This is a genomic window from Alishewanella longhuensis, assembly GCF_014653435.1.
GTDB classification, from domain to species: domain Bacteria; phylum Pseudomonadota; class Gammaproteobacteria; order Enterobacterales; family Alteromonadaceae; genus Alishewanella; species Alishewanella longhuensis.
This window is the reverse complement of the sequence record NZ_BNAO01000002.1, coordinates 501,681-516,855: the sequence shown is the minus strand read 5'-3', so window position 1 is coordinate 516,855 and position 15,175 is coordinate 501,681. Positions and strand designations below refer to the sequence as shown.

Annotated in this window: 12 protein-coding genes; 9 read left to right on the top strand and 3 right to left on the bottom strand. The window is 45.5% G+C overall.

The genetic code is table 11. The features are described 5' to 3' along the window. The first annotated feature begins 2 nt into the window (after positions 1-2). The 4 genes from nqrM to IE163_RS06395 all read left to right on the top strand — a co-directional run bounded on the left by nqrM (position 3) and on the right by IE163_RS06395 (position 5,163). Positions 3-215, top strand: a complete 213-nt coding sequence (nqrM, locus tag IE163_RS06410) for a (Na+)-NQR maturation NqrM (RefSeq protein ID WP_189431394.1) — start codon at positions 3-5, stop codon at positions 213-215. Beyond that, positions 215-1,504 (top strand): NCS2 family permease, encoded by a 1,290-nt coding sequence (locus IE163_RS06405; RefSeq protein WP_189431392.1) that lies wholly within the window; start codon positions 215-217, stop codon positions 1,502-1,504. The genes nqrM and IE163_RS06405 overlap by 1 nt, the downstream gene beginning before the upstream one ends. Positions 1,505-1,595: 91 nt before the next feature. Further along, a complete protein-coding gene (locus tag IE163_RS06400; protein ID WP_189431390.1) occupies positions 1,596-4,232 on the top strand; it encodes an ATP-binding protein in 2,637 nt (878 codons plus the stop codon). Positions 4,233-4,323: 91 nt separating this feature from the next. Further along, the gene (locus tag IE163_RS06395) at positions 4,324-5,163 is read left to right on the top strand and encodes an HDOD domain-containing protein (protein ID WP_189431388.1); all 840 of its coding nucleotides are present in this window, start codon (positions 4,324-4,326) and stop codon (positions 5,161-5,163) included. A gap of 58 nt (positions 5,164-5,221) precedes the next feature. Here the strand turns inward: IE163_RS06395 and IE163_RS06390 are convergent, their stop codons facing one another. Continuing rightward, the gene (locus tag IE163_RS06390) at positions 5,222-6,127 is read right to left on the bottom strand and encodes a recombination-associated protein RdgC (protein WP_189431386.1); all 906 of its coding nucleotides are present in this window, start codon (positions 6,125-6,127) and stop codon (positions 5,222-5,224) included. A gap of 101 nt (positions 6,128-6,228) precedes the next feature. Continuing rightward, on the bottom strand, positions 6,229-7,968 hold the full coding sequence (locus tag IE163_RS06385) for a sensor histidine kinase (protein WP_189431384.1): 1,740 nt from the start codon (positions 7,966-7,968) through the stop codon (positions 6,229-6,231). 124 nt (positions 7,969-8,092) lie between these two features. Here IE163_RS06385 and IE163_RS06380 point away from each other — a divergent pair, with 124 nt between their 5' ends. The 5 genes from IE163_RS06380 to ung all read left to right on the top strand — a co-directional run bounded on the left by IE163_RS06380 (position 8,093) and on the right by ung (position 14,805). Beyond that, complete coding sequence (locus IE163_RS06380) at positions 8,093-9,040, top strand: sensor domain-containing diguanylate cyclase (protein ID WP_229833453.1); 948 nt, start codon at positions 8,093-8,095, stop codon at positions 9,038-9,040. Positions 9,041-9,438: 398 nt separating this feature from the next. Further along, the gene (gene thrA / locus IE163_RS06375; protein ID WP_189431381.1) at positions 9,439-11,895 is read left to right on the top strand and encodes a bifunctional aspartate kinase/homoserine dehydrogenase I; all 2,457 of its coding nucleotides are present in this window, start codon (positions 9,439-9,441) and stop codon (positions 11,893-11,895) included. A gap of 4 nt (positions 11,896-11,899) precedes the next feature. Continuing rightward, positions 11,900-12,853 (top strand): homoserine kinase, encoded by a 954-nt coding sequence (thrB, locus tag IE163_RS06370; RefSeq protein WP_189431379.1) that lies wholly within the window; start codon positions 11,900-11,902, stop codon positions 12,851-12,853. 3 nt (positions 12,854-12,856) lie between these two features. Further along, a complete protein-coding gene (gene thrC / locus IE163_RS06365; RefSeq protein WP_189431377.1) occupies positions 12,857-14,140 on the top strand; it encodes a threonine synthase in 1,284 nt (427 codons plus the stop codon). Beyond that, the gene (gene ung, locus IE163_RS06360; protein WP_189431376.1) at positions 14,140-14,805 is read left to right on the top strand and encodes a uracil-DNA glycosylase; all 666 of its coding nucleotides are present in this window, start codon (positions 14,140-14,142) and stop codon (positions 14,803-14,805) included. The genes thrC and ung overlap by 1 nt, the downstream gene beginning before the upstream one ends. Before the next feature lie 53 nt (positions 14,806-14,858). Here ung and IE163_RS06355 read toward each other — a convergent pair whose 3' ends face one another. Continuing rightward, positions 14,859-15,032 (bottom strand): DUF3545 family protein, encoded by a 174-nt coding sequence (locus IE163_RS06355; protein WP_189431374.1) that lies wholly within the window; start codon positions 15,030-15,032, stop codon positions 14,859-14,861. Between the last annotated feature and the right edge of the window lie 143 nt (positions 15,033-15,175).

The window sequence follows — 15,175 nt, the reverse complement described above, 5'->3', positions numbered from 1 at the left end:
AGATGACAATCTTTTTTCTGACCTTTGGTCTGTTTTTATTGGTAGTTGTTGCTATGGCGGCTGGCTATATACTGCAGCGTAAAACGCTAGCTGGTAGCTGTGGTGGCTTAGGTGAGTTGAATATTGAAAAAGCTTGTGATTGCGACAAGCCTTGTGAAAAGCGCCAGAAACGTATGGCGAAAGAGAAATTCTGGCAAGATAATAAGATCATTTGATGCTAGACCATTTTTTTAAAATCTCTGTCCGCGGTAGCTCATTGCGCCGAGAAGCGCTGGCTGGCTTAACCACCTTTATGGCGATGTCCTATGTACTCTTTGTCAATCCCAGCTTGCTGGCGCAGGCAGGGATGGATCATGGTGCTGTTTTTGTAGCGACCTGTCTTGCTGCTGCGTTAGGGTGTTTATTGATGGGGCTGTTGGCTAACTTGCCGATAGCCTTGGCCCCGGGTATGGGACTTAATGCGTTTTTTACCTATGTCATAGTGCTTGAACAAGGCTACAGTTGGCAAACTGGCCTAGCCGCGGTATTTTTTTCTGGCTGCTTATTTTTGCTATTAAGTATTTTTAAGGTGCGGGAATGGATTATCAACAGTATTCCGCTACCGATGAAAATGGGTATCGCCGCCGGTATCGGCATGTTTTTGGCGTTAATTGCGCTTAAAACGGCCAATATTATTATTGCCAGCCCCGCGACCCTTGTTACCTTAGGTGATTTGCATAGCCCGCAAGTGTTACTCGCGTTAGCCGGTTTTTTTGTTATTTTTGCGTTGGCGCATCGTGGTTGGCACAGTGCTGTGTTGCTGAGTATTCTGGTGGTTACCGCCGCCAGTTGGGTGCTTGGTGATGCACAGTTCTCTGGTATTGTTGCCATGCCTCCGTCATTAGCCCCGACTTTTATGCAGCTGAATTTTACCGAAGCCTTTACGCTGAGTATTATCCCAGTGGTATTAACATTGCTGTTTCTGGATTTATTTGACACTTCGGGTACCTTAGTGGCTGTGACGCAAAAAGCAGGGCTGATGCAAAAAGATGGCTCAGTTCCTGATTTAAGCAAAGCACTGATCGCGGACAGCGCGGCCAGTATCACAGGTGCTATGTTAGGCACCTCAACGACGACAAGTTATGTGGAAAGTACCAGCGGCGTCTCAGCAGGTGGTCGCACAGGGCTTACCGCCATCGTGACCGGGCTGCTTTTTCTGTTAGCGCTGTGGTTTTCTCCCTTGGCTGCTATGGTACCTTCGTATGCGACGGCCGGGGCCTTACTCTATGTTGCAACCTTGATGCTAACCAGCTTGCAACATGTAGAGTGGGATGATGTGCTACAAGCCGTTCCTGTTGCGGTGGTATTAATTATGATGCCGTTAACCTTCTCTATTGCTGATGGGATCGGTATGGGGTTTATTAGTTACGCAGTACTATGTTTATTAACCGGTCAGTTACACCGAACCACCCTTAGTGTTTGGGTTCTGGCGAGTGTTTTTATCGCAAAGTTTGTGTTTGCTTAACACTTATCTGTTTGCCCCCTTGTCGCCCAGACCAATGCTGAGTATGCTGTAAGACCTTTTCTGATTATAAAGATGACAGGCAAAGGCCAGGATGAGGCTTCGGGAAACACTGCTGGTTTATATGCTGCCGTTATTGGTCTTACCTATAGCGATACTTGGCTATTTAGCTTATTACTACAGTACCGCTTTGAGAGACCAACAAGCTTATAACTATGTTGCCGAGCGTTTGCAGCAACAACAGCAGTTCCTTAACGACTACGTGCGAATGCAGCAAAACCGCCTGTCTTTTCTTGCTATCTCAGCGCCACTAAATACCCACTTACGTGAGGGCACGATGCGCAGCCGCGAAGAGGTTGCGGCACTTTTCCAAGCCATTTTAAAACAAGACGCACAGATTCGTTCGGTTAAATTGTTACAAATTAATGGTGATGAAGATTTGGCAGTTCCCGTTTCTGCTACTGATGTAGCGTTACCGGGTAGACTTCGCAATGAGTATTTTTCAGCTGTGCAAGCTATGCTTGATGAGCAAATCATGTTTTTAGCGCCAGATGGACCTGAGCGTCATCTGCAGCTTTTTTTTGTACAAAAGCTTTATGTACAAGGCATTACAAATAATCAACAGTTTTGGGGGTACTTGTTATTGGTTGCTGATCCCGATCCTATTGTCAATGTGGTGGCAAGCCCAGCAACACCTGGGAGTATTACGCTGTTGATTAACCGTTCAGCAACTATTGCCTATGCTGCAAATCAGGCGCTAATTGGCACTGCTTTTACCCCGCGTCATTATAGAGCTATTCAGCAAAGTTTCGAGCAAGAGACTCTGACAGAGGGGATGCTACTTGGTCAACCAAGGTTGTTGTTAACAAAGGGATTAATGGGTTCTTATCAGTTGCTTTACGGAGTAGAAGCAAAAGAGCTATATCGCCATTTCTACAATTGGCCGTTGTTGATTTTGTTGCTAACTTTACTAACTATAGTGTTGATGCCTTTGGCTATTTATCGTTTATTGATTCGGCAAGTGTTTGATCCAGTTAAGCAATTGACCGCGGCAAAAACAGCCGTTAGCCGGGGGGATTTATCCATATTACTAGATGTGCGTAAACAGGATGAATTGGGAGATATGTTCGCCGCTTTTAATGTGATGGTCAGGCAGTTAAGAGTTTATCGGGAACAAGAATTAGCACATAAACAACAATTGGAAGAAAAAGTACTAAGGCGCACCCAAGACTTGGCGCAAGCAAATGATGATTTAGCTGCGGCAAACCAGCAACTTATAGTAGCGCGGGAAATTGCCGAGCAAGCCAATCGTTTGAAAAGTGTTTTCTTAGCCAATATGAGCCATGAAATAAGGACACCGCTTACTGCGGTAATCGGTTTTAGTGAACAAGCCTTGGTGGAGACGGAGCAGGAAAAAAGATCTGATTATTTAAAGCGTGTGCTGCGCAGTAGTGAGCACTTGTTAGGTTTGATTAACGATATTTTAGATTTGTCCAAGATTGAAGCGGACAAGTTGGAGCTGCAACCAGAACACTTTGATTATCTTGAAATGTTGGATGATATTTATCAATTAACTCGTGAGCAAGCACTAAGCAAAGGCTTAGATTGTAAACTGCAGTTACATTACCCATTACCTCATAGTTTGCTTAGTGACAGCTTGAGGGTGAAGCAAGTTTTATTAAACTTAACGAGTAATGCTGTTAAATTTACTCGAAAAGGTAAAATACTTCTGGTGGTGAGTTATGATCAGGTCTCAATGCGGCTATCCATCAAAATTAAAGATACCGGTATTGGCATGACCAGCGAAGAAGTTAGCCGACTATTTCAACCTTTCATGCAGGCTGATGCCACCGTAACCCGCGATTATGGCGGAACAGGTTTGGGATTGTGTATTTCAAAAAAGTTAATGGAGCAGATGGGTGGCGATATTTTGGTTGATAGTGTCAAAGGTATTGGTAGTAACTTTGAACTGATTTTCAAACAGGTTGAGCCTACATTATTGCTCAATAGCTATCAGCCAGCCGTTAAAGCCAGTGCCTTGTTTGCACCATCCTTCACAAAACTGCAGTTGCATGTCTTGGTTGCTGAAGATAATCAGGATAATCAACTATTGTTGGGGTTGATGTTACAGCAGCTAGGCATAACTTACGAATTAGTCGTAAACGGACATCAGGCCGTCGAAAGTGCGTTACATGGTACTTTTGATATTATTTTTATGGATATGCAAATGCCAGTAATGGGTGGGGAAGAGGCAACCCGGCTGATTCGCCACGCCGGCGTCACTGTTCCTATTATTGCTATTACTGCGAATGTTATGACAGAAAATGCCGAAAGTTACAAGGCGGCGGGATGTCAAGCGTTGCTTGGAAAACCTGTAGTACAAAGCGAATTTTTGGCCGTATTAAGCCATTATGCTAAAAAGGCCACACCGCCAGCCACTGAACTAGCGCGACAATTAGCGACAGACCCCGGAATGCAAGCGTTACTTGCTCAGTTTCGGACGCAGCTGCCCTTGTTACTCGCGCAGTTAACACAATATGCTAGTGTTAAAGCTTGGCCACAGTTAGCTTTTGCCGCTCATAGCTTAAAAGGCAGTGCTGGTAGTATGGGGTATCCGGGGCTAACAACCTTAGCTGATAAGCTTGAGTTAGCTTGCAAAGAGCGGGATGAGTATAATGCCACGCTATTGTTAACAAAAATGCAGGCGGAGTATCTTAGTTGTGGTAACTAATGCTCGCGCGGACTTTAACGATGCTATGCAGTCATCTCATATTTTACTAAAGTATGAGCCAGAGAATGTTTGTTAAGCAAGTGGGGTTTACATGAGTTCACAGCAAGCGTTGTTAACTATTCTGGACGATAAAATTCGCCAAGACCGGCTGGTGCTGCCTACTTTGCCAGAAATAGCGTTGCGTGTGCGGCAAACCGCAGATGATCCTAAAGTAAGCTTAGCGCAAATGGGCGAAGTTATTGCGCAGGATGCTGCCTTGTCTGCCAGAATGATGAAAGTGGCGAATAGTGCTTTTATGGGGCGCTCTATTAAAGTGAGCACTTTGAATCAAGCCGTCACCAGAATTGGGTTAAGCCAGATTAAAAATATCGCTACGGCTATGGCCTTGGAACAGCTGTTTGTCTCCGAATATAAGCAGGTGCAGCAACAGTTAGATAGGCTATGGCGTGACAATATTCAGGTTGCAGCCATTGCGGTAGCTTGTTTAAAGTCTTATCAGGCTAATCAACCACAGTGCCGGCTTAGCCCTGATATTATGACGCTTTGCGCCTTGGTACATAATATCGGAGCGCTTGCGGTGATCACAGAGGCCGAGCGTCATCCTGAGGTCTTTGGTCATCCGTTGTTTTTAACTAGTGTAATAGATAAAGCAGCACCTTATATTAGTGTCAAAGTGCTCAAAGCCTGGGGGTTTGCTGAGGAGTTTCAACTGGCTGCAAAAAGCTGGCGGGTTTGTAAAGCCAGTGTGCCACTCGATTATACGGACTTTATCCGGTTAGCCGCCATAGCCCGGGGTTATTATAAATCTGCCGAAGAGCAGCAGCTATTGTTGCAGCAGTATATCGAGCGAGATGTCGTCGCGGTTCCTGAGTTTATGCAGCAGCCACAGATAGCCAGTCTTTATCAAGATATTAGGGCCTTGTTTCAGTAAAAGGTATTTTCAGGCCAGCTTGCTGCTCATGCTGCGGCTGCAAACTAGCCTGTCTGATTTAGTCTGCAGTTACCTGACTAACTTGCTGGCTAATCGCCTGCAAGGCCTTATTAAGGCTGTCAGCCATCAACAGTAAGTCTGCATCTAAGCGGGCAACAAGATCTTCCCAACCCAGCTCATCATTTTGCTCTGTTAAACTATCGGGGTAACTGAGCTGTTTAATACCACCATCATCAGTAACCGTTAGCCCCATTCCCTCTGTTTGCTGCAGATTGATACGGGTAACCAGCTTATCCTGTAAGTGTGTTTGTACTTCATCTGCACTTAACAAATGGTTACTAAAGCGAACTTTAGCACCTTCTTCATCTGGCGCTTTTAATTCGACTTCAGATCCTGGCTGGAAGTTGCCCGGCAGAGCTTCGTGCTGCAACCATAACTGTAAGTGGTTGTTCAGTTTGTGGTTATCTAACCAAGGTAAGGCCGGTAATGATCCCAGCGCTTTGCGTAGCAGGGCCAAAATATCTTCTGCTTTACTGGCACTGCTAGTATTAATGACCAGCCACTGATGCTCTGCATCATAATACCCGTGAGTAAGCTGCGAACGGCTGAACGCTCTTGGGAGTAAAGTTTGAATAAGATCTTCTTTTAGCGCTTGTTTTTCCTTGCGGCTTAAGGATCGACCTTGTTCTTGCTCTGCCGCTTCAATCTTCGGTTGTAATTCCTCGTTAACCACTGCGGCGGGCAACACCTTCTCTTGTCTTTTAACCGCAAAAAACCATCGTTGTTGCTGTTGATGACAATACTGTTTGATACTGGGGTGCAATGGAAAGCTGAAGCCGGTGCGTAGAGCTTCCTGACCGGTGCAAGGAGTGAATTTGAAATCTGCGAGAGCTGTTTCCAATACAGATAAATCTGTTGTTAGCGGCGCACTTAATTTGTACACCCTGACATTCTTAAACCACATAACAACCTTAGTTCCATTTTATGTAAAGAGTCGCAGTATAACCCGTACCAACGCAAGTTGCAGCGGTGTTGACTACGCTTACGTTTGTTTACCGCTTTATCTTAGTTAAGTTTTTTGGGGAACCAGATATGGTAATGCAAGCCTTTACCCGGCTCACTGCTGACTTCAATACTGCCTGCTAAGGTTTGACGCACGAGATTATAGGTAATGTGCGTACCAAGACCGCTTCCGCCTTGGTCCCGTTTAGTAGTAAAAAACGGATGGAATAGCTTAGCAAGTTGTTCTTCCTCTAAACCTTTACCATTGTCTGCATAGCGAATATCAATATTGTCAGCGTCCTCTAACACAGTAATACGGATAATCCCTTGTTCCATATGTTCAAAACCATGGATCAAAGAGTTCATCAGTAAGTTAGTGAAGATCTGAGAAATAGCACCTGCAGGGCAGTCTAGAATAATATTGTCAGCACAATTCACTTCAATTTGATGGCGGGTTTTCTTAAAGTGCGGTTGGAGGGAGCGAATAATCTCGTGAATATATTCACACAAATTGATAGTACGGATGGCTTCGCTCGCTTGATCGACGGCGATCTGCTTAAAACTGGCAATTAATTCTGAAGCTCTACCAAGATTGGACTCTAGTAAGTGAGTGCTTTGTTGTGCTTCATCTAAAAACTCTTCTAGCATTTTTGGGGTAAGCGTTTTCGTCTGATAGGCGTTGTTTAAACGTGTTAAACGCTCTTCTAAAAAGCTGGTTGCAGTAACACTGATACCCACCGGTGTATTTACTTCGTGCGTGATACCGGCAACTAACCCGCCTAAGGCAGCCATTTTTTCTGATTGTACCAGCCGATCTTGCGCCTGGTTTAAATGATCAATGGTTTCTTCCAATGCTTTTTGCTTTTGCAGCAAATTAAGCTCTGTTTGTCTGCGTTGCTCAATTTCTTCTTTCAGCGATTGTTTTTTATTTAACAACTCTTGCTTTTGTTGCTGTAAATCCATCATCGCTTGGCTTAAACCAGAGGTTTTACGGGCAACTTCTTGCTCTAGTAATAAATTTTGTTGATCAAGTTTGTTATTAGATAGCATTAGCTGTTGCTGGGTTTGCTTGAGTTGTGCCTGATAATCTTGCAGGCGTTTTATCAAACGATTATAGGCATCTGCCATCAGAGTCAGTTCTGCTCCTTCATCAGCAGAGATACTTATTTTAGAGCCATCAAGTTGTTCTAACTCTAGATCTTCAATTTGCCGGCTTAAATCGGCTAAAGGTTCGGTAAGGTAGCGGCGAAAGGCAATCAAAAATAGAATAATCAGAAACGTGGTTTTTAACATCGCGTTACCGATTAAAAAATACAAACCAATTTCAATACGCTCAATCACGATATTTCGGCTAGAGAATAAGGTCACGTCACCGACCTGGCTAGTACGACCGGAGAACTCAAAAATCAGTGGGAAAGTATAGCCAAAGATGCCAGACTGCTGCTCGCTTATGCTGAGTTCCTGTTCCACGAGTTGGTTGCTAAAACGTTGTTGGATATCAATGTAGCGGCCAGATTGGGTGATAATAGCGCCATTATCATCGCGAATAATAATGCCTTCAATCGACGGTATCGCGAGTAATCCATCTGCTATATTTAATGTCTGTGGTGTATTAAGTTCCCAGATGGCGCGGGTCAAACTGCCAGAAAAAGTTTGTTGCAGGGTGCTGAGTTCATTTTTAATATAATTCTTAGCGTTGTAATACTCAGCAAAGATTTGACCAAAAGTCACAGTGACTGTTAGCACAAAGTATACTGATAAAACCTTTGTTAGCAGTTTTTTCGATAAGCTTTGTTGCTGCATATAATCACCCTGAGGTTCAGCTTAAGATGTCCAATATCATTTAGTGTTACCATAGCGAATAAGCGAGCTATTTAAAATAGCTTTATAAAAATAGTCGATATTTAACAGCAAAAAGAGAAGCCAATTGTCTTTAGCCATGTTCGAAAGTGTGATGCAGCAGCTACCAGGTGGGATATTAATTCTAAACTCATCCTGTCAGATCCTTTATGTAAACCATTATATTTGTCGATATAGTGATTTAACTGCACAGCAACTTATTGGTAAATCATTCTTTGCGAGTTTCCCGGAAGTGCCTCAAGCATGGTTTAATCGTAAAATTGAGGCAGTGTTAAGTCAGAAAATCACAGAGCAGATTAGTTGGCAGCAACGCTTATATCTGCTCAAGTTTCCACGACAAGATGCCGGAGATGAGTCGCGACGTTATATGGCACAAAACTGCACACTTATGCCTTTACCTAACCCGGTGAGTGGAGAGCTGCAACTTTGTCTATGGATCCAAGATGCGTCAGAGCAAGCACGTTATCACGCGAAATTATTGTTTACTCAGCAGCAGCTCAAGGTGCATGAGCGGCAAGATAGTTTAACCGGTCTGATGAATCGTTCATTCTGGCAACAACAATTGCAGTTGGAAATTACTCGCGCTGAACGTTATGAGCGGCCTTTATCACTGTTGTTGTTCAATGTGGATAGATTTAAACCTTTCAATGATAAGTATGGGCATGAGCATGGCGATCAGTTGCTACAAGCACTGGCTAAATTTTCTGCAGCTTTGCTGCGTGATAATGATCTGTTGGCTCGTTTTGGTGGCGCCGAATTTGCTATTGCCTTACCTGATACTGCCATAATAGGCGCGTTAGAAGTCGCAAATCGCTTCCGTGTGCAGCTTGCAAACAGTCGTTTGCTAACAGCATTGCCGTCTATCCAGGTTACAATCAGTATTGGTGTGAGCCAATATCAGAGCGATGTAGATATGTCTGAGTTAATACAACGAGCCGAACAGGCCTTACATCAAGCTAAGTGCGCGGGTCGAAATCAGGTCAGTATTTTTACTGCTAAAAATAAAGCGGGTTAAAAGCGAATCTAAAAATGGCTGCAGCTCGAAAAATGTTTGACAGACGTCTATAAGTCTGTGCATAGTGTGCTTATGAAAACAAATAATACGACACTCACCACCATTATTATTACCACCAACCCCGCGGGGTAGGAGGTCGGCGGTGTGTTGTCTGTAAAAAGGCCCGTGACCTCAAAGGTTCGGGCCTTTTTTTTAGCCGAATTTGGCTATTGGTCTGCGATAACAACATAACATAAGACTTGAATACCCAATGGATTTCGAAATGCAAGTAGGCGGCAAGTTCGAGAACTGGTTCGCCAGTCCGACCCCATGAGCTTTACTAAGTGATTGAGGTTCGCGAACACAGCTAACCCCTGTACATTTTGAAAGACGACGGGTAAAGGCGCGAGGAGAAGAATATGAGAGTGCTAAAGTTTGGCGGGTCATCGCTGGCGTCAGTTGCCAGGTTTTCGGAAGTTGCGCAAATTGTGTTACAGCAAGCAACGACGGAGCAAGTCTGTCTGGTGTTATCGGCGCCGCAAGGTGTAACCAATACGCTGGTGGAGCTAACTGATTTGGCTTATTTAGGGGCCGATTTTCAACCTTTATTGACACAGCTGGAGCAACGATATCAGCAACTATTGCAAGATATTGTAGGCATCAGTGATGAGCAAAAAACGCGGGTGCAAGCGTTAATCACGGCACAAATCCAACAATTAGGCTGGCAATTACAGGGCATGAGTTTATTACGTTTTTGTCCTGATCATATCAAAGCACAAATTCTGGGCTTAGGTGAGCAGTTTAGTGTGGCCTTGATGACCGCCTTATTACGGGCACGAGCCGCAGACGCGGTGGCGCTGGATTCGGTGAAGTTGGTAAAAAGCCAGGGCGATTTTCTGAATGCCACGGCCGATGTTGATGCCACTGCTCAGGCGTTAGCACAAGCGCTGGCGGCAACACCGGCTGCTGTATATGTGATGGCTGGCTTTGTTTCCAGTAATGCGCAGGGAGAAACTGCCTTGTTGGGGCGTAACGGCTCTGATTATTCTGCAGCGGTGGTAGCGGCGGCCATTCGCGCCAGTGCTTGTGAGATTTGGACCGATGTCGATGGGGTTTACAGTGCCGATCCACGTCAGGTGAAACAAACCCGTTTAATTGATCGTTTATCTTATGATGAAGCCATGGAGCTGTCTTATTTTGGCGCCAAGGTACTACACCCGAAAACTATTGGTCCACTGGCCAGAGTACAGATCCCTTGTTATATCAAAAACACTTTAAATCCGGCGGCACCGGGAACTTGTATCGATGTGCAGGGGGATGGCGAAGCACTGGTCAAAGGGATCTCCAGTTTAGAGCATCTGGCTTTGTTTACTGTTTCCGGCCCTGGCTTAAAAGGTGTGGTGGGGATGGCAAGCCGGGTGTTTGCCTCTATGGCACGATCGCAAATTTCGGTTAGTTTAATTACGCAATCCTCTTCCGAATTTAGCATCAGTTTTTGTGTGCCACAGTTGCATCTAATGGCAGCGAAAAAAGCCTTAGAAGCTGAATTTGAATTGGAATTACAAAATAAGTTGTTAAGACCATTGAGTATCCAATCTGATATGGCGATTGTCAGTTTGGTTGGCGATGGTATGCGTCAGCATCAGGGGGTAGCCGCTAAGTTTTTTGCTTCCTTAGCGCAAGCCAGAGTCAATGTGGTCGCTATTGCGCAGGATAGTAGCGAGCGCTCTATCTCTGCGGTTGTTGAACAGCGCTGTTGCCAAAATGCGGTAAAGGTCTGCCATGAGAACTTCTTTAGCCATATCCCCAGTATTGATGTGTTTTTGGTTGGCTGCGGCGTAGTCGGTGCAGAGTTATTGGCACAAATTCATCGTCAGCAAGCCTTTTTACAGCAGCGGCAGGTTAAGTTAACGGTTTATGGTATCGCTAATAGTAAGCAGTTACTGCTGGCTGCAGATGGCATTGCGCTAGAAGACTGGCAAAGCCAATTACCGGCGGCAACTAAGCAGTTTTCGCTGGCCGAGTTAAATCGTTTTGTGCAAGAACAGCATTTAACCAATCCGGTATTGGTTGATTGCACCAGCGCCCAGCAAATTGCCGATCAATACGCTGATTTTCTGGCCGCGGGCTTTCATGTGGTTACGCCAAATAAAAAGGCCAATACCTCTAGCCTGGATTATTACCATAAGTTACGTGCCGTAGCTCAGCAGCAACGCCGGCGCTTCTTGTACGAGACCACTGTGGGTGCTGGCTTACCGGTAATAGATACCTTACAGGGCTTACTTAATGCCGGTGACGAGTTATTAGCCTTTGAAGGAATTTTATCTGGTTCGCTGTCGTATATTTTTGGTGAGTTAGAAGCAGGCGTTGCCTTGTCCGTCGTTACTGAAAAGGCCAAAGCGCTGGGTTTCACCGAGCCCGATCCACGTGATGATTTATCGGGTATGGACGTCGCTCGGAAGCTACTGATTATGGCTCGTGAGTCAGGTTTAATGTTAGACCTGGCCGATGTGGAAGTCGAATCGGTATTGCCTGCTGATTTTGATGCCAGTGGCAGTGTTGAGACCTTTATGACTCGGCTGCCAAGTTTAAACGGCTATTTTAGCGAAAAACTGCAGCAAGCCAAAGCAGAGCAAAAGGTGTTACGTTATATCGGTGAAATTCGTGATGGTAAATGCAAAGTTGCTATTAAAGCGCTACCACTGGAGCACCCATTGGCCAAAGTTAAAGATGGCGAGAATGCCTTATCTATACTCAGCCGCTACTACCAACCTATTCCTTTTGTATTGCGTGGCTACGGTGCAGGGGCCGCCGTGACCTCTGCTGGGGTCTTTAGCGATATTATGCGCACTCTTAGCTGGCAGCAGCAGGTATAGTAAAATGCAGAATAACAATATTAAGCGCTATTACGCCCCGGCTTCCACGGGCAATATGTCGGTCGGTTTTGATTTGCTAGGTGCGGCCTTTGAACCCCTTGATGGCAGCTTACTTGGCGATGTATTAGAAATTCAGGGGGAGGCGGCAACCTTAACGCTAACGATAAGTGGTCGTTATGTGCATCAGTTACCTGCTGGAACAAGTGATAACTTGGTGATTAAAGCGTTCTATGCCTTTGAACAAGCGTTAGGCAGGACCTTACCAAGACTTACTCTGCATTTGCAGAAAAACCTGCCGGTAGGCAGTGGTCTGGGTTCCAGCGCTTGTTCGATCGTGGTGGCTTTTTATGCCTTTAATGATTATTTTGATCAGCCTTTTAGCCAAGCTGAATTATTGCAGCTGATGGCTATTGCCGAGGGCGGAGTAAGCGGCAGTGTGCATTACGATAATGTGGCTCCGTCTTATCTGGGTGGTTTGCAGCTAATGCTGTCAGGCAGCACTAAAATTTGCAGAAGCTTGCCCTGGTTTGCTGATTGGCAGGTAGTGTTATGCTATCCGGGAACCGTGTTATCGACCAAGGCGGCTCGTGAAGTCTTACCCAAACAACTGAGCTTGGCGCATAGTATCGCATTTGCGGGAACACTAAGTCGTTTTGTTAGTGCGTTGTACAGTCAGGAGCAAGCCGAGGCAGCGGCTGCTTTACAAGATCTGGTGGCGGAGCCGGCGCGTTTGCCATTAATACCAGAGCTCTTGCCACTGCGTACAGCGTTAGCGGCCGCAGGCGTGTTGCATCTGGGCATTTCTGGCGCAGGCCCCACCTTATTTGCGCTATGTAATAGCGCTGCGATAGCGGAGCAAACCGCCCACTATCTACAAGAACATTATGCAAAAAATCAGGATGCGCTCACCGTAGTGTGTCGTTTAGCCACTGCAGGCGCACGGGCGCTGGAGAACTAACTTATGCAATTAACCAATTTAAAAGTTCCTGCTGAGCAAGTCAGCTTTTTACAGGCAGTACGTCAAGGGTTAGGTCAGCAACAAGGGCTGTTTTTCCCAACATTGTGGCCTAAGCTTGATATTAATCATTTATTGACTTTACCGCTGGCCGAACGCAGTGCCAAGATCCTGTCTGCCTTAATTGGTGACGAATTAAGCCAAGAGCAAGTGGCTGCGATGGTAAACCATGCCTTTACTTTTCCAGCGCCTCTGGTTGCTGTTAATGAGCAAATGCACTGTCTGGAGTTATTTCACGGACCTACGTTAGCCTTTAAAGACTTTGGTGGGCGTTTTATGGCGCAAGCCTTGGCGGTGGCTCAGCAGCAGAACAAGACCACTATCGTCACTGCAACGTCTGGGGATACTGGTGCTGCGGTCGCGCATGCTTTTTTCCGACAGCCAGGCGTACAAGTCGTTATTTTGTATCCTAAAGGCAAAATTAGCATTTTGCAGGAGAAGCTATTTACCACCTTGGGTGAGAACATTACTACCTTAGCAGTGGATGGCGACTTTGATCAGTGCCAGGCTCTGGTTAAGCAGGTATTTGATAATAAAGCTTTAGTAAGTGAGTTCAATATCAACTCAGCTAACTCAATTAATATCAGCCGGTTATTTGCACAAATTTGTTATTACTTTGAAGCGATGGCACAGGTACCCGCTGAAAAGCGCGAGCAAGTGGTGGTGGCAGTACCTAGTGGTAACTTTGGTAATCTTACTGCCGGTTTAATTGCCAAAGCATTAGGCTTGCCAATTAAACGAATGGTGGCGGCAACCAACTCAAACGATACGGTACCTCGGTACTGGCAAAGCGGCCAGTGGCAACCTAATGCTACGGTTGCTACCTTGTCCAATGCGATGGATGTCAGTGCGCCGAATAATTGGCCTCGGGTAGAGGCCTTATTAGCACAAGGTGTGATTAGCCGCAGCGATATCGAAGCGGTAGCCGTAGATGAAGATGATACGCAACTCGGTATGCGCTTATTGGCGCAAGAAGGGTATTTAAGCGAGCCACATGCGGCTATTGCCTACAAAGCACTGAAGCGCAGTTTACAGCCAGAGGAATTTGGTATTTTCCTGGGTACCGCTCATCCGGCGAAGTTTAAAGAGCAAGTCGAAAATATTTTGGGTAGCCCTATAGCCTTGCCGCAAGCGTTAGCGCAATGTGCTGCAGAGCCTGGATTACAGCAGGATATTCCGGCAGACTTTGCGGCATTAGAGCGGGCTATTCGTCAGTTGGTAGCCAATTAATGGATTGGCAAGCTATTCTGGGGGCGGAAAAGCAGCAAGCCTATTTTCAGGGTTGTTTGGAGCAGGTTAAACAGCGCAGAGCGGAAGGTAAGGTGATCTATCCGCCGGATAGTGAGATCTTTAACGCCTTTAAGTTAACCTCCCTTGCTAATCTAAAAGTGGTGATCTTAGGACAGGATCCTTACCATGGCCCGAATCAGGCGCATGGTTTGGCTTTTTCGGTACGCCCCAGTGTGCGGGTACCTCCCTCGTTATTAAATATTTACAAAGAGCTGGCTCTGGAATATGCCGATTTTCAGCCACCAAAACATGGCTTTTTGCAAAGCTGGGCCGAGCAAGGGGTGTTATTGCTGAATACCGTGCTGACGGTAGAGGCTAATCAACCTAATTCGCACCGGTTGTTTGGCTGGGAGCAATTTACCGATCAGGTGATCCGGCAAATAAACCACCATACCGAGCAGGTGGTATTTTTATTGTGGGGCTCACATGCACAAAAAAAAGCAAAGCTGATAGATGCTAAGCGCCATCATATTTTAACGGCACCGCATCCATCGCCGTTATCGGCTCATCGCGGTTTTTTGGGCTGTGGTCATTTTTTACAAACCAACAGCTTACTCGAGTCGATTGGTAAAACGCCAATCAACTGGCATACCGTGATGTACTAAGCCGTGCTAGCGCGATAAAAAAACAGGCTCACTGTTACCAGTAAGCCTGTTTTCTACAATTCGATATCGCTAAGCTCAGGTTCTATCGTCCAATCAATATCACAAAGTTCCTTTTTTAAGCGCTGGCGTTCTTTGAGTTCTTCAATTTCACGCCATTTACGTTTGACCGCGCGGGTTTTCGCAGCTGGTCGTTCCAACATATTCAGTAAGTCTTCGAAGCTTTCCATATTACGGCCTCATCTGATGTTGATTTTTGTTGTTATTTTCAACAAAGGTTCTACCACACTTTGGTTAAAAATAAAACTAAAAAGTGACAAGCTGATGACAAACTAAAAATAAAGGCTGCCGTAGCAGCCTTTATTAACGATGT

Bases quoted from the DNA above. Each gene is read 5' to 3' on its own strand.
- nqrM (WP_189431394.1), top strand. From the start codon at position 3: ATGACAATCTTTTTTCTGACCTTTGGTCTGTTTTTATTGGTAGTTGTT.
- IE163_RS06355 (WP_189431374.1), bottom strand. From the start codon at position 15,032: ATGGAAAGCTTCGAAGACTTACTGAATATGTTGGAACGACCAGCTGCG.
- thrA (WP_189431381.1), top strand. From the start codon at position 9,439: ATGAGAGTGCTAAAGTTTGGCGGGTCATCGCTGGCGTCAGTTGCCAGG.
- IE163_RS06400 (WP_189431390.1), top strand. From the start codon at position 1,596: ATGAGGCTTCGGGAAACACTGCTGGTTTATATGCTGCCGTTATTGGTC.
- IE163_RS06395 (WP_189431388.1), top strand. From the start codon at position 4,324: ATGAGTTCACAGCAAGCGTTGTTAACTATTCTGGACGATAAAATTCGC.
- thrC (WP_189431377.1), top strand. From the start codon at position 12,857: ATGCAATTAACCAATTTAAAAGTTCCTGCTGAGCAAGTCAGCTTTTTA.
- IE163_RS06385 (WP_189431384.1), bottom strand. From the start codon at position 7,968: ATGCAGCAACAAAGCTTATCGAAAAAACTGCTAACAAAGGTTTTATCA.
- ung (WP_189431376.1), top strand. From the start codon at position 14,140: ATGGATTGGCAAGCTATTCTGGGGGCGGAAAAGCAGCAAGCCTATTTT.
- thrB (WP_189431379.1), top strand. From the start codon at position 11,900: ATGCAGAATAACAATATTAAGCGCTATTACGCCCCGGCTTCCACGGGC.
- IE163_RS06405 (WP_189431392.1), top strand. From the start codon at position 215: ATGCTAGACCATTTTTTTAAAATCTCTGTCCGCGGTAGCTCATTGCGC.
- IE163_RS06390 (WP_189431386.1), bottom strand. From the start codon at position 6,127: ATGTGGTTTAAGAATGTCAGGGTGTACAAATTAAGTGCGCCGCTAACA.